Genomic DNA, 18,233 nt, shown 5'->3' on the forward strand with positions numbered 1-18,233 from the left:
ATGTGCGGTATTTGCGGTGAGATCCGCTGGGACGGCGAAGCAGCGGATGTGGGCGCCGTCGCCCGCATGGCCGGTGCGATGACCTCGCGGGGGCCGGACGCCGAGGGGATAGTGGCGCACGGACCCGTAGCCCTGGGGCACCGCCGGTTGTCCATCATCGACCTGTCCGGCCGTGGCGCCCAGCCGATGGTCGACGCCGAGCTCGGTCTGATACTGGTGTTCAACGGCTGCATCTACAACTACCAGGAACTGCGAGAGCAACTTCAAGCCGACGGATACCGGTTCTTCTCGACCGCCGACAGCGAGGTCGTGATCAAGGCATTCCACAAGTGGGGCGTGCGCTGCGTCGAACGTTTCAAGGGCATGTTCGCGTTCGCCATCACCGACCGCGACACCGGCGTGCTGACCCTGGCGCGGGACCGGCTGGGCATCAAACCGCTTTATATCGCTCCGGGCCGCGGGAGGTTGCGGTTCGCCTCGAGCGTGCGCGCACTGCTCGATGCCGGCGGGGTGGACACCGAACTGGATCGCGCGGCGCTGCACCACTACATGACCTTCCACTCCGTGGTGCCGGCCCCGCTCACGGTCTACCGCGGGGTGCGCAAGCTCCCGCCGGCGACGGTGCGGGTGATCCAGCCCGACGGCTCGCACGCCGACACCGTTTACTGGACACCGCAATTCGGCCGCGACCTGGCCAAAGCCTCCTGGTCGGCCCGCGACTGGGAGACCGCACTGATGGACGCGCTGCGCATCGCCGTCAAACGCCGGATGGTCGCCGATGTGCCGGTGGGGGTGCTGCTGTCCGGTGGCATCGACTCGTCGATAGTGGTGGCATTGCTGGCCGAGCAAGGCCAGCACGCATTGGCCACCTTCAGCATCGGCTTCGACTCGTCGGACGGCGAATCCGGCGACGAGTATTTCTACTCCGACCTGATCGCCAAGACCTTCGACACCGACCATCACAAGATTCACGTCGACTCCTCGCGGCTGGTGCCGGCGGTGCCGAAATGCATTGCCGCCATGAGTGAGCCGATGGTCAGTCACGACTGCGTGGCCTTCTATCTGCTGTCGGCCGAAGTGAGCAAGTCGGTCAAGGTGGTGCAGTCCGGGCAGGGCGCCGACGAGATCCTGGCCGGCTACTCGTGGTACCCGCCGCTGGCCACTGTCGCCCGCGACCAGACCACCGAGGCCTACGCCAAAGTTTTCTTCGACCGCAGCCATGACGACGTGTTGTCGATCTTTGCCCCCGAGTACGGAATCGACGCCGACGTGAGCCGTGATTTCGCGACCGCTCATCAAGGCGCGCCCGGCGCCGACTCCGCGGTGGACGCCGCGCTGCGGCTGGACACGCAGGTCATGCTGGTCGACGATCCCGTCAAGCGCGTCGACACGATGACGATGGCCTGGGGGCTCGAGGCGCGGGTGCCCTTTTTGGACCACGACTTCGTCGAGCTGGCGGCGGCGTGCCCGCCGGAGCTGAAGCTTGCCTCGGGCGGCAAGGGCGTGCTCAAGGACGCGTCACGAAAGTTGTTGCCGCCGGAGGTGATCGATCGGACCAAAGGGCACTTCCTGGTGCCGGGCATCCGTCATTTGCACGGCGAGGTGCTTGACATGGTGGGCGATGCGCTGACCAACGATACAGCCCGCGCCCGCGGGCTGTATCGTTCCGGCGCCGTGAGCGCGTTGTTGTCCGCCCCGAACCAGACCCGAACCACGCTGGGCTCCAACGCCTTGTGGCAATTGGCGGTGCTCGAAATGTGGCTGCAGAGCATGGCGGGCTGAGGCGATGGGGCAGGACGTGCGCGCCATCTACGGTGCGTCCCTGTCGCCGGACGCGACGGCGTTCGCCCACCTGATCGACGACGGCGGTTATCCGCGCGCGGTGCAACGGTTTCTGCGTGGGCGGCGGGCAAGCTCGTCGCGGGACGTGGTGTTGCCGGTCGAGGGTCCGGTGTCCAGGGTCATCCACTCCGCCGACGGGCAATGGCTGGCCTGCGAAGTGGCGCCCGGCGCGGGTACCCGCCGCCAGATCTGGGTGGTGACCACCGATCCGGATGACAGGATGGCTCGTCGCATCGACGGCGGGCGCGCCGGGACCGCCGAGCTGATCGGCTGGGACGGCGCGCTGGTCGCCGCAATTTTGACCGGTGAAGACGGCATCGGGCGATCGTGTCTGATCGACCCGGCCGACGGCGATTGCACCGTGGTGGATCGGCGACCCGGCGGGCGCCTGGTCGATGCCTGGGCCGGCGCATCCCTGATCCGAGTCGGGCCGCGCGGCCACCACGAACTGATCATGCTGCGCGAGGGACGCGAAATCGACTTGCTGCCTTCCGATCCCGGCTCCTCGACAGCAGACGGCGTCATCCTCGACGACCACCATCCTCGCCGCCTCCGCCACGGCCCTGACGGTGACCGGATCGACATCTACTATCCAGGCTCCGGCGACCGCGGATATGTTCGCGCATTGATTCGCAGCGACAACGGCTGCGAATTCGCCCGGCTGCTGGAAGTGACGGTCACCCGGGACGGGGTGAGCTATTACGTGGTGGCCGAACGCCCCGACCACGAGCTGGACGCCTTCGCTGTCAGCGACGACCTATCGACGGTGGCGTTGTTATGGAACGTGCAGGGCCGCAGTGAATTGCAGATCCTGGAATACGGCGACAACACGCTGGCCGAACCGATTCCGCTGCCCGGGCTGGTCGCAAGCGGGCTGTCCATCAGCGCCGGCGGGTCGATGATCGCGGTGACCGTGGAAGCGCCGTCGGCGCCGCGCACCGTCGAGCTGGTCAATCCCCGGTCGCGCCAATGGGAACCGATAGATCGCGAACCCAGTCACGGTCCGGTCATCCCCGGATTCTGCGGCGGGACCGCGGCGCAGACCATCACGGCCCGTGACGGATTGAGCTTGAACGCGTGGCTTTACCAGCCGCTACCGGGCGGCGGCCCGGGCCCCAGGGGAGCGGTGGTGTACCTGCACGGCGGACCGGAAGGCCAGGCCCGTCCCGGCTACGACGAAGTCTTCGCGCGGCTGGTCGACAACGGGATCACCGTGCTGGCGCCCAATGTCCGCGGCTCCGGGGGCTTCGGTAGGACGTTCGTGCACGCCGACGACCGGGAGAAGCGGTTCGCGGCCATCGACGACGTCGCCGACTGCGCGCGTTTCCTCGTGGACAGTGGCCTTGCCGACCCACGGCGCATCGCCTGCGCGGGCTGGTCGTACGGCGCCTTTCTGACGATGGCGGCACTGACGTTCCACCCGGCCTTGTTCGCGGCAGGCATCAGCATCTGCGGCATGAGCGATCTCAGCACCTTTTATGACCGCACCGAGCCGTGGATTGCCGCCGCGGCGTACCCGGAGTACGGCCACCCGGTCCACGATCGCGCGTTGCTCGAGCGACTGTCGCCGCTGCGCCGTGTCGACGCTTTGACGGCGCCCTTGCTGGTGGTGCATGGCACCAAGGACACCAATGTGCCCGTCAGCGAATCGGAGCAGATCGTCGAGGCGCTGCGCCGAGCCGGCCGACGGGTCCGGTACCTGGCGTTCAGCGACGACGGCCACGACATCGTCAAACGCGAGAATCGTGCGGCGCTGGCGCAAGCGGCGAGCGAGTGGCTGGCCATGGCATTCGGCGCCGTCGCCGAAAGGCATTAGCCGCCAGCAGAGTTCCGGGCGCTAGTGCGCAAGTACGGCCGGGCATGGAATCCTGGCTCTGGTGCGGCATTACTACTCCATAGATGCGATCCGCGACGCCGAGGCTCCCCTGCTGGCCAGCCTGCCCGACGGCGCGCTGATGAGACGGGCTGCCTACGGGCTGGCCACGCACATCCTGAGCGAGTTGACCTCCCGCACCGGCGGGATCGCCGGTCGCCGGGTGTGCGCGGTCATCGGCTCGGGTGACAACGGCGGCGACGCGCTGTGGGCCGCGACGTTCCTGCGTCGCCGCGGGGTGGCGGCCGACGCCATCCTGCTCAGCCCGGACCACACCCACCGCACGGGTCTGGCGGCGTTTCGCAAGGCCGGCGGCCGCATCGTGGAACGAGTCCGCACCGCGACCGATCTCGTGATCGACGGCGTGGTTGGCATCTCCGGCTCGGGGCCGCTACGCCCGGCGGCGGCCGAGGTATTCGCCGCCGTCGACGACGCCGGGATCCCGGTGGCGGCGGTGGACATTCCCAGCGGCATCGACGTCACGACCGGCGCCATCACCGGGCCCGCGGTGCACGCCGCGCTGACCGTCACTTTCGGTGGCTTCAAGCCGGTGCACGCCCTCGCCGACTGCGGCGTCGTCACGCTGGTCGACATCGGGCTGGATCTGCCGGAGACGGACGTGCTCGGTTTCGAGGCCGGCGATGTCGCGGCCCGCTGGCCGGTGCCCGGCCCGCACGACGACAAGTACACCCAGGGCGTCACCGGGGTGATGGCCGGGTCGTCGACGTATCCGGGCGCCGCCGTGCTGTGCACCGGGGCCGCGGTCGCCGCCACCTCCGGGATGGTCCGCTACGCCGGCCGCGCGCATGCCGAGGTCCTCGCGCACTGGCCCGAGGTCATCGCATCGCCCACCCCCGCGGCGGCCGGGCGGGTGCAGGCCTGGGTGGTCGGACCGGGCCTGGGCACCGACGACACCGGCGCGGCCGCGCTGTGGTTCGCCCTCGGCACCGACCTGCCGGTCCTCGTCGACGCCGACGGCCTGACCATCCTGGCGGCGCACCCTGAGCTGGTGGTCAACCGCACCGCACCGACGGTGCTGACGCCGCACGCGGGTGAATTCGCCCGGCTGGCGGGTAGCCCCCCCGGGGACGACCGGGTGGGCGCTACCCGCAGGCTGGCCGACGCGTTAGGGGCAACTGTGCTGCTCAAGGGGAACGTCACCGTGATCGCCGATCCCGGCGGCCCGGTGTATCTCAATCCGGCCGGGCAGTCTTGGGCGGCCACCGCCGGGTCCGGCGACGTGCTGTCCGGGATGATCGGCGCGCTGCTGGCCGCGGGTCTGCCGGCCGCGGAGGCCGCCGCGGCCGGCGCGTTCGTGCACGCGCACGCGGCGGCGCTGTCGGCGGCCGACCCGGGTCCCGGCGAGGCGCCCACCTCGGCGTCCCGCATCGTCCCGCACATCCGGTCCGCCCTGGCCGCTCTGTAGCCGCAGAAAGGAAACCCCCGTGCCCCAACACCCGTCCGTGCCCGCCCACTCCATCGCGCCCGCCTACACCGGCCGCCTGTTCACCGCGCCCGTGCCGGCCTTGCGGATGCCCGACGAGTCGATGGACCCGGACGCCGCGTATCGGTTCATCCACGACGAGTTGATGCTCGACGGCAGTTCGCGGCTGAACCTGGCCACCTTCGTCACCACGTGGATGGATCCCCAGGCCGGCCGGCTGATGGCCGAGACGTTCGACAAGAACATGATCGACAAGGATGAATACCCGGCGACCGCCGCGATCGAGCAGCGGTGTGTGTGCATGGTGGCCGACCTGTTCCACGCCGAGGACCTCAGCGACGAGGATCCGTCCAGCGCCACCGGCGTGTCGACCGTCGGCTCCAGCGAGGCGGTGATGCTGGGCGGGCTGGCGATGAAGTGGCGGTGGCGCGAGAAGGTCGGCTTGAAAAAAGGGGGAGATTGGAAAAAGCGAACCCCGAACCTGGTGATGGGCTCCAACGTCCAGGTGGTGTGGGAGAAGTTCTGCCGTTATTTCGACGTCGAACCCCGCTACCTGCCGATGGAGGAGGGGCGTTACGTCATCACCCCCGAGCAGGTCGTCGACGCCGTCGACGAGGACACCATCGGCGTGGTCGCGATCCTCGGCACCACCTACACGGGCGAGCTCGAACCCATAGCCGAGATCTGCGCGGCGCTGGACAAGCTGGCAGCCGGCGGGGGCGTCGACGTCCCGGTGCATGTCGACGCGGCCAGCGGCGGATTCGTCGTGCCCTTCCTGCACTCCGAGCTGAAATGGGATTTCCGGCTGCCACGGGTGGTGTCTATCAACGTCAGCGGCCACAAGTACGGCCTGACCTATCCCGGTGTCGGGTTCGTGGTGTGGCGCAGCAAGGAGTATCTGCCCGAGGACCTGGTGTTCCATGTGAACTATCTGGGCGGCGACATGCCGACCTTCACGCTGAACTTCTCGCGGCCGGGCAACCAGGTCGTCGGCCAGTACTACAACTTCCTGCGGCTGGGCCGGGAGGGCTACACGCAGGTGATGCACACGCTGTCGTCGACCGCCCGCTGGCTGGGTGAGCAGCTGCGCAGCGGCGAGCACGCCGAGCTGATCTCCGATGGAACGGCGATCCCGGTGGTCAGCTTCCGGCTGGCCGAAAATCGCGGGTACACCGAGTTCGACGTCTCCCACGAGCTGCGCGGCTACGGCTGGCAGGTGCCGGCGTACACCATGCCAGACAACGCCACGCACGTGTCCGTGCTGCGCATCGTGGTGCGCGAGGGCCTGTCCGCGGACCTGGCCCGGGCCCTGCACGACGATGCCCGCGCCGCGCTGGCCTCCCTGGACAAGCTGAAGCCCGGCGGGCACTACCGCGCGGAGCACTTCGCGCACTGATCTCGGGTCGCCCAGCGTCGACTAATCGCGCTGAGCAGGGCAAACACCTGACAACTCCGCGACGATCGACGACGCTTCGGAGACTTCTGGGACAATGGCGGCCGTGCCTGTTACCCCGCAATCCGTCACGCCCGGCGTGCTCGCCGAGGCCGTCGTGGACCTGGGTGCCATCGCCCACAACGTGCGAGTGCTGCGCGAGCACGCCGGCAGCGCCCAGGTGATGGCTGTGGTCAAGGCCGACGGCTACGGCCACGGGGCCACCCCGGTCGCCCGCGCCGCGCTGGACGCCGGGGCGGCCGAACTGGGCGTCGCGACCGTCGACGAGGCGCTGAAGCTGCGTGCCGCCGGGATCACCGCGCCGGTGCTGGCGTGGCTGCACCCTCCCGGTATCGACTTCGGGCCCGCGCTGCTGGCCGACGTGCAGATCGTGGTGTCGTCGGTGCGTCAGCTCGAAGAGCTGCTGGACGCCGCGCGCCGGACCGGCCGCACCGCCGTCGCGAGCGTCAAGGTCGACACCGGGCTGAACCGCAACGGTGTCACCGCCGCGCAGCTCCCGTCGATGCTGACCACGCTCCGTCGGGGCGTCGCCGAGGGGGCCATCGGATTGCGGGGTCTGATGTCGCACCTGGTCTTCGCCGACCAGCCGGACAATCCGACCAACGACCTTCAGGCGCAACGATTCAGCGAGATGCTGGCGTACGCGCGCGATCAGGGCGTGCGGTTCGAGATCGCCCATCTGTCCAATTCTTCGGCGACCATGTCGCGCCCCGATCTGGCCTTCGACATGGTGCGCCCGGGTATTGCCGTGTACGGCCTCAGTCCGGTCCCCGAGCGTGGCGACCTGGGGCTGATTCCGGCGATGACGCTGAAATGTCCTGTCGCGCTGGTGAAATCCGTGCGCGCGGGTGAGGGCGTGGCGTATGCGCACACCTGGGTCGCGGAGCGGGACACCACCGTGGCCCTGATGCCGATCGGGTACGCCGACGGCGTGTTCCGGTCGCTGGGCGGGCGACTGGGCGTGCTGATCAACGGCAGGCGCCGGCCCGGCATCGGGCGGATCTGCATGGACCAATTCGTCGTCGATCTGGGCCCCGGGCCGGTCGACGTGGCCGAAGGCGACGAGGCGATCCTGTTCGGCCCGGGCACCCGAGGCGAACCCCTCGCCCAGGACTGGGCCGATTTGATCGGCACCATCCACTACGAGGTGGTGACCAGCCTGCGGGGCCGCATCGCCCGGACCTTCCGCGAGGCCGAACCCGTTGACTGATAGCGAAACTCGCACGCGTCGCTGGGGCAGGGCGTGGCTGGCGGGAGGGGCGGGATTGACGGCGGTCGCCACCATCGTCGGCGCCTCGGTCCGGCGGTCGATGACCCAGCGCGCCGTGGGCCTCGAAGACCCTTACGCCGACGAGGATTTCGAACGGGACGACAGCGACCGCGGCTACGTGGTGTCGACCCGGGACGGAGTGACACTGGCGGTGCGCGAGGTTGGCCCGGTGGATGCGCCGGTGACGGTGATCTTCGTGCACGGATTCTGTCTGCGGATGGGCGCCTTCTACTTTCAGCGCACGCGGCTGGCCGAGAAGTGGGGGCCCCGGGTGCGGATGGTCTTTTACGACCAGCGCGGGCACGGCCGATCCGGCGAGGCCTCGCCCGAGACCTACACGCTGACCCAGTTGGGGCAGGACCTGGAGAGCGTGCTGGCCGAGGCCGCGCCGCGCGGCGTGGTCATCCTGGTCGGCCATTCCATGGGTGGCATGACGGTGTTGTCGCATGCCCGGCAGTACCCCGAGCATTACGGCCAACGCATCGTCGGGGCGGCGCTGATCTCGACCGCAGCAGAAGGGGTCACCCGCTCGCCGTTGGGCGAGATCTTGAAAAACCCTGCGGTGGAAGCACTTCGGTTCACCGCACGATCGGCCCCCAAGCTGATGCACCGGGGCCGCAACGTGTCGCGCTCCCTGATCGGTCCGGTCCTGCGGGCCGCGTCCTACAGCGACCTGCACGTCAGCCGCAGCCTGGACGCGTTCTCGCAGCGAATGATGAACGGTACCCCGATCCCGACGTTGGTGGGGTTCCTCGGCGCGCTGGAAGTGCACGACGAAACCGCCGGGCTGTGGACCCTGATGAGGATTCCGACCTTGGTCGCTTGCGGCGACCACGACCTGATCACCCCCGACGAGTGCTCGCGGAGGATGGCCGCGTCGCTGCCGTCATCCGAGCTGGTCATCGTCAAGGGCGCCAGCCACCTGGCCCTGCTGGACAAACCGGAGGCCATCAACGACGGCCTGGTCCGGCTGGTCCACCGCGCCGTTCCGGGCAAAATCACGCTGCGCTACCGGCGAATCCGGGAACGGCTGCACCGCAGTGGTTGACAGATCTGGTGCCGCCACCTGCGAACGTGTCGAGGACACCGTCGCGCTCGGGTCGCGGTTGGGCCGGGAGTTGCGCGCGGGCGATGTGGTGGTGCTCTCCGGTCCGCTCGGTGCGGGAAAAACGGTTCTGGCCAAGGGAATTGCCGCTGCAATGGATGTCGAGGGACCGGTGACGTCGCCGACGTACGTGCTGGCGCGGGTGCATCCGCCGCGCCGGGCGGGCGCCCCGGCGATGATTCACGTCGACGTCTATCGGCTGTTGGATCACCCGGGCGCCGACTTACTGGGCGAACTGGACTCGTTGGATCTCGACACCGATCTGCAGGACGCGGTCGTCGTGGTGGAATGGGGCGAGGGCCTGGCCGAACGACTCTCCGAGCGCCACCTCGACATTCGCTTGGAGCGGGTCAGCCACTCCGATGTTCGGATCGCGGCCTGGGAGTGGAGCGGGCTAAAGCAGTCCGAGCAGTTGTAGGTCGGTGACGTATTTGACGATGATTTCCGGCGAGATGTGTGGAATGTCGTTGTCGGGCCCTATCTTTGCTTCTTGCACCGCGGCCCGGAATCTATCGGTCGACGCGGACGCCCCGCGCACCGGCGGGAGGGGCTGCAGGTTGTCGGGGCCGACCGACTGCAGAATTTGCAGGACACTGTTCTGTCGCTGACGGTCCGGCAAGCCGCGCAGGCCGGCCTCGAATCGCTGCAACCATTCGTCGAAATGGTCGACGCGCTCGATCGGGTAACCGGCCTCGGCCAGCCAGTCGACGTACTCGTCGAGCCCGATGCCGTCGTCATGCGGGTTCATCACGTGATAGGTCTGGAACCCGTCGACCACTTGCGCGCCAAGGGTGGCGATCGCCTCGGCGACGAATCCGACCGGCAGCCCGTCGTAGTGCGCCCGCTGCCGGTTGCCGGCGGCGTCGCGCCGGTAGAACGATCCCGGTGCGATGCCGGTCGCCAGTACGCTCAGCACCATCCGGGTGACCAGGTCGGAGACGTTGAGCTGCCCGGAGTAATTGGTGTCGGCCAGGATCATGCCGCTGCGGAACACCAAAACCGGCAGCCCGAACAACTGGTGGGCCTCCCGCAACAACACCTCTGCGGCCCACTTGCTGTTGGCGTAACCGCCGACGGCGCTGCCGTCGTTGATTCGCGTCGGGCTGATGGCCCGGATATCGGCATCCTCGGTGAAGACCGACTTGTCAACCGGGTCGCCCACGTTGGCCGTCGAAACGTAGTTGTACGGCTTGAGTTTCGTGGTCAGCGCCAACCGGATCAGCTCGGCGGTGCCCCCGACGTTGGGCCCGAACAGTTCGCGGTAGGGCAGCACCCCGTTGACCAGGGCGGCCGAGTCGACGATCAGGTCGACGGATCCGGCCAGCTCCCGCCAGGTCTGCGCGTCTAGGCCGAGGCTGGGTTGGGCCTTGTCCCCGGCGATGACCCGCAGGTGACCGGCGGCCAGCTCCTGAAAGCGGGCCAGCAGTCGCGGATCCCGGGCGTCGAAGATCTGCTCCAGACGGCGCAGGGCGTCCTCGTCGGATTTGCCGCGCACCAGACAGATCAGCGTGCCGTCGACCAGTTCCAGCTGCTCGAGCCATTCGAGCACCAGGTAGCGCCCGAGGAATCCCGTCGCGCCGGTCAACAGGATGGTGCGCACCCGGGCGTCGGGCCCCGGCAGCCCAGTGGCCGCCGATAGCGTTGCGGCGTCGAGGAATTTGTCCAGGGTCAGATCGGCGGCGTGGATCTCGGTGGGCTCGGTCCCATGCACGGCCACGAATCGCGGATCGAGCGGGTGCTGGTGCACCTGCCGACTCAGGGCGCTCACCGACGGCGCGTCGAACAGGACGCGGACGGAGAGGTGGGTGTCCAGGGTTTTGTTGATGGTGGCGATCAGACGCATGGACAGGATGCTGTCGCCGCCGAGGTCGAAGAAGGAGTCGTCGATGCTGACCTGGGGTAGGCCGAGGGTTTCGGCGTAGATGGTGGCCAGGGTGTGTTCGATGGGGTTGGTGGGGGCGCGGTAGGTGGTGTCGGGGTAGTGGGGTGCGGGTAGGGCGTGGGTGTCGAGTTTGCCGTTGATGGTCAGTGGCAGGGTGTCGAGGACGACGATGGCGGCGGGGATCATGTAGGCGGGCAGTCGGGGGTCAGCGCGGTGCGGGCGGTGAGGGGATCGACGGTGCCGGTGAGGTAGCCGACGAGGCGTTTGTCGCCGGGGCGGTCTTCGCGGACGACCACGACTGCGCTGTGGACGCCGTCTAGGGCGGTCAGGGCGGTGTGGATTTCGCCGAGTTCGATGCGGTAGCCGCGGATTTTGACTTGTTCGTCGGCGCGGCCCAGATAGTGCAGTTGCCCGTCGGGGCCCCAGGACACCAGATCGCCGGTGCGATACATTCGCTGTCCTGGCTGGCCGAATGGACAGGCCAGGAACCGTGCTGCGGTCAGGCCCGGGCGGTGCAGGTAGCCCAGGCCGACACCGTGGCCGGCTACATACAACTCGCCGACCACGCCGGGGGTACTGGGCGTAGCCACCCGTCGAGCACGAACAACGCCGCACCCGGTATCGGCACCCCGATGGGCGGGGTGCCCGAGCCGGCGGTCAAGGCCACGCTGACCGTCACGCACAGTGTGGTCTCGGTCGGCCCGTAGGCGTTGGTCATCACCCGCCCGGGGGCCCACTGGTCCACCAACTCCGCCGAGCACGCCTCGGCGGCCACCACCAGTGCTGTGGATTGCAGGCCGGCTGGTGTTAGCGCGCACAGCGCCGACGGCGTCTGGTGCAACACGCTGACCTGCTCGTCGATTAGCAACGCCTGGAAGTCTGCGGGGGCCGCGGCGATGGCTTCGGGCACGATCAGCAGCCGCGATCCGTGCAGCAGTGCACCCCAGATCTCTTCGACTGAGGCGTCAAAGGCATACGAATACCACTGCGACCACACCTGGCCGGGTCCCGAGGGCAGGCCCGCATGCAGCGGGCCCACCAATTGCGTCACGTTGTGATGGGTGGTCACCACCGCCTTGGGCACCCCGGTGGTTCCCGAGGTGTACACGATGTGAGCCACGTCGCCACCGGCCGGCAGCGGCAACCGCGCACCGGGTGGCCCGTCGAGGCTGCGATCATTGACGTTGATCACCGGCACCGGGTGTCCGGCGAACCGCGACGCTAGATCGGTTGTCGTCACCGCCGCCACCGGGCGGGCGTCGCCGAGCATGAACGCGATGCGCGCCTCGGGCACCGCCGGGTCTATCGGCAGATAGGCCGCGCCGCTTTTGAGCACCGCCAAAATCGCCACGATCGCCTCCACCGACCGGGAAAACAGCACCGCCACGCACTGCCCGGGTCCGGCGCCGTGTCCCACCAACACCTGCGCCAACCGATCCGAGGCCTCGTCGAGCTCGCGATAGGTGAGCACGCGGCGCCCGCAACTGACCGCCACCGCCTCCGGTGTCTGGACCACCTGCACCGCAAACAACTCCGGTATCGACACGCCAGACTCCGGCCGCTCCAACACCGCCCGATTACCCAACACGTCCAGGCGCGCGCGCTCAGCAGGGCCCAGCACATCCACCGACGCCAATCGCCGCGACGGATCGGTCAGCATCGCCGTGAACACCCGCTGCAGCCGGTCCATCAGCGCCCCAACGCTTTCGGCGTCGAACAGGTCGGAGTCGTATTCGACGCGCAACCCCAGCTCGGTGCCTGGGGCGGCTTGCAGGGTCAGCGGGTAGTGGGTGGATTCGTTGCTGGTGAAGCCCGTGATGGCCAGCTCGCCGAGTGATGCCGATGCCGCGGCGTCGATCGGGTAGTTCTCGTAGACGAACAAGGTGTCGAACAGCTGATCGTGACCGGTGACGCGGTGGATGTCGTTGAGCGCCAGATGCTCGTGTTCCAGGGTGTGTTGATGGGCGGTGTGCAGCTGGTCGAGCAGGTCCCCGACGGTGGTCGACGCGGTGGCGCGCGCCCGCACCGGCACGGTGTTGATCAGCAGGCCCACCATCGCTTCCGCGCCAGCCAAATCGGTCGGACGACCCGAGACGGTGGCGCCGAACACCACATCGTGCTGGCCGGTCAGTGACATCAGCAGCTGCGCCCAGCCGGTCTGCAGCACGGTGTTGACGGTGGTGTGATGCGCGCGGGCGAGATGGGTCAGGGCCTGTGTGGTCTGTTCCGGTAGCCGAAACGAGGCCGCACCGCGCCGCCCCGGTTCCCGCGCCTGCCGGGGCCCGACCAGGGTGGGAGTGTCAAAGCCGGACAACACCTTTCGCCAGGCCGCCGCGGCAGCCTCGGTATCCCGCCCCGCCAGCCAGGTGACGAACCGGCGAAACGGCACCGGCGCGGGCAGCTGTTGCCCGGCATAGCTCGCGAAGATGTCCTGCAGCACGATCGGCAACGACCAGCCGTCGAGCACGATGTGGTGGTGGGTGAGCACGAATCGGTAGCGGTCCGGCGCGGTGCGGACCAACGCCGCCCGGAAGACCGGGGGGTTGGCCAGGTCGCACACCGCCGCACGTTCCTGGGCGCACAACCGCCGGATCCGCTCGTCGACCTCGACTTCCTCGTCGAGGTCGACGAATCGCCATGCGGGGGCGGGGTCGGTGGGAATGATTTGTACCGGCTCGTCGAACTCGGCGCAAAATCGCGCCGCCAGGTTGGGATGGCGGGCGACGACGGCGTGTACGGCCTGGCGCAGGCGAGCCCCATCAAGCCGGCCGGTCAGGGCGATGTCCAGTTGTGGCGCATACGGGTCGACGCCGCTGCTCTTCGCAACGGTGGTGTGAAAGAACAGCCCCTGCTGCAACGGGGTCAACGGCAACACGTCGGCGATCTGATGGTGTCGCGCGAGTTCGTCGAGTTGGCGCTGGGTAAGCCGGGCGGGAAGGATGTCCGACGGGGTCCAGCCGCCCCCGCCGCGGCGCACGTGCGCACAGATGCCGGTCAGGGCCGCAAACCACAACTGGCTCAACCGGTTTACCTCGTCATTGTCCAAGGCGGAGAGCGCCCACGTCCAATCGGCATGCAGGTGCGGACCGTCTGCGTCGTCGACTGTTGCGGCGTTCAGCGTCACGGTATGAGTAAGCGGCATGGGCACCGCAGCCGCGACGGCGGTGGCCGCCAGCGTGTCGGCGCTGGGTCGCCACAGGTCCTCGGACACGTCGCCGAGCCCACCCAGTCGTCCCAGGTAGTTGAACGCGATCGACGGGTCCGGCCCGCCCAGGTCCACCTCGTCGTTGAGGTACCGCAACAACCCGTAGGTCAAGCCTTCGGGCAAGGCACGCAGCTGTTCCTTGAGATCTTTGATCGCCGTGCCGAGTGCTGGTGCGCCGGCGATCACCCCGGCCCAATCCGGCCCGCCGGTGCTCAGCGCCACCGGGTACTTGGCGGTGAACCAGCCCACGGTGCGGGACAGTTCCACGCGGGCGTCCAGCTGCTCGTGGCGTCCGTGACCTTCCACGTCGATGCAGATCGGCGCGCCGCCGGCGCCCAGAAATTCGGCGAGCGCCAGCCCGAAGGCGATCAGCAGAATGTCTTGCACACCAGCGTGAAACGCGGCAGGCACCTCGGCCAGCAGCAGGCGGGTCGTCTCGGCATCCAACGCCAGGGACAGCCTTCCGGTGTTGGCATGGGTATCGACGTCGGGCCGCACCGCAGGAAACGCCGCGGGGGTGGCCGCAACCTCGCGCCACACCTCGGCGTGTTCCACGACGTCGGGGCGCCGCGCATGCTCTTCGAGCAGTGCCGACCAGCGGGCGAACGATGTGCCGCCCGAAGGCAACTCGACCGGCAGCCCGCCGCGGAGTTTCGCCCAGGCAATGTTCATGTCTTCCAACAAGATTCGCCACGACACCCCGTCGACGGCCAGGTGGTGGATGATCAACACCAGCTGGCGGGTCGAGGTGACCCACAGCGCGCTCACCATCGCGCCCGGATTCAGCCGCGACCGCGCATCGACCAACGCCGCATCGGACAGCGCCCCGGCGATGCCCAGGCAGTCCTGCGCGCGCACCGAGCCCGGCTCGGGCACTCGCAGCGACCCGTCGTCGTCGCGGAGGCGCAGCATGGCATGTCGGTCCAGCAGCGCTTGCAGCACGACGATCGCATCGGCATCGGTTGCGCCGGAAGGGGCTTGGACCACCATCGTCTGGTTGAACTGGTCGACCGGGCCGTCCACGTCACGCAGCCAGCGCATGATCGGGGTCGCCGCGACCGGCCCGATGCCCCCGTCGGCCACCTCGTCGTCTCCGGTGGCGATCGTCGCCACCCGGGCCAGACCGGCCACCGTTTGTTCGACGAAGATGTCGCGGGGGCGACACAGCACGCCGGCGGCGCGGGCCCGGGCCACGATTCGCATGGACAGGATGCTGTCGCCGCCGAGGTCGAAGAAGGAGTCGTCGATGCTGACCTGGGGTAGGCCGAGGGTTTCGGCGTAGATGGTGGCCAGGGTGTGTTCGATGGGGTTGGTGGGGGCGCGGTAGGTGGTGTCGGGGTAGTGGGGTGCGGGTAGGGCGTGGGTGTCGAGTTTGCCGTTGATGGTCAGTGGCAGGGTGTCGAGGACGACGATGGCGGCGGGGATCATGTAGGCGGGCAGTCGGGGGGTCAGCGCGGTGCGGGCGGTGAGGGGATCGACGGTGCCGGTGAGGTAGCCGACGAGGCGTTTGTCGCCGGGGCGGTCTTCGCGGACGACCACGACTGCGCTGTGGACGCCGTCTAGGGCGGTCAGGGCGGTGTGGATTTCGCCGAGTTCGATGCGGTAGCCGCGGATTTTGACTTGTTCGTCGGCGCGGCCCAGATAGTGCAGTTGCCCGTCGGGGCCCCAGGACACCAGATCGCCGGTGCGATACATTCGCTGTCCTGGCTGGCCGAATGGACAGGCCAGGAACCGTGCTGCGGTCAGGCCCGGGCGGTGCAGGTAGCCCAGGCCGACACCGTGGCCGGCTACATACAACTCGCCGACCACGCCGGGGGGTACTGGGCGTAGCCACCCGTCGAGCACGAACAACGCCGCACCCGGTATCGGCACCCCGATGGGCGGGGTGCCCGAGCCGGCGGTCAAGGCCACGCTGACCGTCACGCACAGTGTGGTCTCGGTCGGCCCGTAGGCGTTGGTCATCACCCGCCCGGGGGCCCACTGGTCCACCAACTCCGCCGAGCACGCCTCGGCGGCCACCACCAGTGCTGTGGATTGCAGGCCGGCTGGTGTTAGCGCGCACAGCGCCGACGGCGTCTGGTGCAACACGCTGACCTGCTCGTCGATTAGCAACGCCTGGAAGTCTGCGGGGGCCGCGGCGATGGCTTCGGGCACGATCAGCAGCCGCGATCCGTGCAGCAGTGCACCCCAGATCTCTTCGACTGAGGCGTCAAAGGCATACGAATACCACTGCGACCACACCTGGCCGGGTCCCGAGGGCAGGCCCGCATGCAGCGGGCCCACCAATTGCGTCACGTTGTGATGGGTGGTCACCACCGCCTTGGGCACCCCGGTGGTTCCCGAGGTGTACACGATGTGAGCCACGTCGCCACCGGCCGGCAGCGGCAACCGCGCACCGGGTGGCCCGTCGAGGCTGCGATCATTGACGTTGATCACCGGCACCGGGTGTCCGGCGAACCGCGACGCTAGATCGGTTGTCGTCACCGCCGCCACCGGGCGGGCGTCGCCGAGCATGAACGCGATGCGCGCCTCGGGCACCGCCGGGTCTATCGGCAGATAGGCCGCGCCGCTTTTGAGCACCGCCAAAATCGCCACGATCGCCTCCACCGACCGGGAAAACAGCACCGCCACGCACTGCCCGGGTCCGGCGCCGTGTCCCACCAACACCTGCGCCAACCGATCCGAGGCCTCGTCGAGCTCGCGATAGGTGAGCACGCGGCGCCCGCAACTGACCGCCACCGCCTCCGGTGTCTGGACCACCTGCACCGCAAACAACTCCGGTATCGACACGCCAGACTCCGGCCGCTCCAACACCGCCCGATTACCCAACACGTCCAGGCGCGCGCGCTCAGCAGGGCCCAGCAACGGCACCTCGCCCACCACCACGGACGGGTCCGCGACCAGAAGGCGGTCGAAGAGCGATTCCAGCCGGGTGATGTGCCCGGCGATCTCGTCGGCGGCGTAGCGTTCGGGATTCCATGCGAAGTGCACCCGCGGCGCGCCGTCACCCAGCTGCGGATAGATGTTGACCGCGATGTCCTGGATGGGGAAGTTGCTCAATATGTTGCACGTCGCTTCGGACGGGCCGAAGTAGATCGGGGCCGCGAAGTCGAGCACGTTGATCGTCGGGCCGAACTCGAGGTTCATGTCGAGGCGGTTTCCGTCGCCGACGATGTCGGGGAAGCCCCGGAACTGCTGATGCCGCAGCGCACCGATGACGGCCTTGCCGACCCGTTCGGTGAGTGCACCGATGGTGTCTTCGTCGGATACGTCGATGACCAGCGGCACCATGTTCGACACCATGCCGGCGCACTTCTTCAGTGCTGCGGTGGTACGCGCCGAAACCGGGAGAGACAGCGAAATATTCTGTCGCCCAGTTGTTTTCGCGATGAATGCCGCCATTGCCGCGACCACCCGGGCAACGTCGAACTGGCCGCCCAGGTGACGCGGGCACGCCAGTTCGCGCACCAGCGGGTGGCGCGGCGCCACCGACCGTTGTCGTCCGGACAGGTCGGTGATTTCCGGCGATCCGCGCACGACGCTGTGCCAGTATTCGGCGTCGGCCCGACTGCGGGCGGAATTCTGGTACTTCTCATCCGCGGCACGGAGGACGGCGAACTCCGAGAAGTCCACATCGCCGGTGACGGCGGCCGCGCCCGAGTAGACCTCCGCGACGTGGCGCATGAAGTTGTTGGCGCCATACCCGTCCAACAGGACGTGGTGCGCACGCACGTAGAAGTAGCACAGCTCGTCGGTGACCCGGAGCAGCACAAAGTTGGTGAGTCGGTCACGAACCAGATTGACCGGCCGGCGGTAGTCGTCGTCCATCCAGGCACGAGCGGCGGTCGCCGGATCGGATTCGGCACGCAGATCGATGCATTGCAGCGCCTGCGGAATCGAATGGTCGAGCACGAAGACCGGTTCGCCGTCGTCGAGACAGACCCGCGCGCACGGTGTGCCGAACCGGGTGGCCGCCGATTCGCACGCAACCATCAGCTTTTCGGCGTCGACGTCGTGATCGATCTCGACGTAACCGGCGAAGTTGTACGGGACTTCGGGCCGGAGCTCCTGGGCAATCCACAACGAACGCTGCGCGAGGGTCAGCGGTCCCAACTGTTCCGGCTGCGCACCGTAACTCAGCATCTGACGACGAACCTTC

The 18,233-nt window shown here is 68.4% G+C and carries 7 protein-coding genes and 1 pseudogene; 7 read left to right on the top strand and 1 reads right to left on the bottom strand.

Translation table 11 applies throughout. The features are described 5' to 3' along the window. The 7 genes from MSG_RS04965 (at position 1) to tsaE (ending at position 9,405) form a co-directional block, all read left to right on the top strand. Entirely contained in the window at positions 1 to 1,782 is a 1,782-nt protein-coding gene (locus tag MSG_RS04965; protein ID WP_096437582.1) for an N-acetylglutaminylglutamine amidotransferase, read from the top strand. A gap of 4 nt (positions 1,783 to 1,786) precedes the next feature. Next, the gene (locus tag MSG_RS04970) at positions 1,787 to 3,658 is read left to right on the top strand and encodes an alpha/beta hydrolase family protein (protein WP_096437584.1); all 1,872 of its coding nucleotides are present in this window, start codon (positions 1,787 to 1,789) and stop codon (positions 3,656 to 3,658) included. Between the two features lie 61 nt (positions 3,659 to 3,719). Next, the gene (locus tag MSG_RS04975; RefSeq protein ID WP_096437586.1) at positions 3,720 to 5,141 is read left to right on the top strand and encodes an NAD(P)H-hydrate dehydratase; all 1,422 of its coding nucleotides are present in this window, start codon (positions 3,720 to 3,722) and stop codon (positions 5,139 to 5,141) included. 19 nt (positions 5,142 to 5,160) lie between these two features. After that, on the top strand, positions 5,161 to 6,555 hold the full coding sequence (locus MSG_RS04980) for a glutamate decarboxylase (protein WP_096437588.1): 1,395 nt from the start codon (positions 5,161 to 5,163) through the stop codon (positions 6,553 to 6,555). Positions 6,556 to 6,658: 103 nt separating this feature from the next. Next, entirely contained in the window at positions 6,659 to 7,822 is a 1,164-nt protein-coding gene (gene alr / locus MSG_RS04985) for an alanine racemase (RefSeq protein WP_181159237.1), read from the top strand. A gap of 55 nt (positions 7,823 to 7,877) precedes the next feature. Then, positions 7,878 to 8,930, top strand: coding sequence for an alpha/beta fold hydrolase (locus tag MSG_RS04990; RefSeq protein ID WP_181159236.1), 1,053 nt, complete (start codon positions 7,878 to 7,880; stop codon positions 8,928 to 8,930). Next, positions 8,923 to 9,405 carry a tRNA (adenosine(37)-N6)-threonylcarbamoyltransferase complex ATPase subunit type 1 TsaE gene (tsaE, locus tag MSG_RS04995; RefSeq protein WP_096437594.1) on the top strand — a complete coding sequence of 161 codons (483 nt, stop codon included), beginning with the start codon at positions 8,923 to 8,925 and terminating at the stop codon, positions 9,403 to 9,405. The genes MSG_RS04990 and tsaE overlap by 8 nt, the downstream gene beginning before the upstream one ends. Here tsaE and MSG_RS05000 read toward each other — a convergent pair. After that, positions 9,382 to 18,217: pseudogene (locus tag MSG_RS05000) on the bottom strand (amino acid adenylation domain-containing protein). The gene tsaE and the pseudogene MSG_RS05000 sit on opposite strands and share 24 nt — an antisense overlap. Positions 18,218 to 18,233 lie beyond the last annotated feature (16 nt).

This window comes from Mycobacterium shigaense, assembly GCF_002356315.1.
GTDB classification, from domain to species: domain Bacteria; phylum Actinomycetota; class Actinomycetes; order Mycobacteriales; family Mycobacteriaceae; genus Mycobacterium; species Mycobacterium shigaense.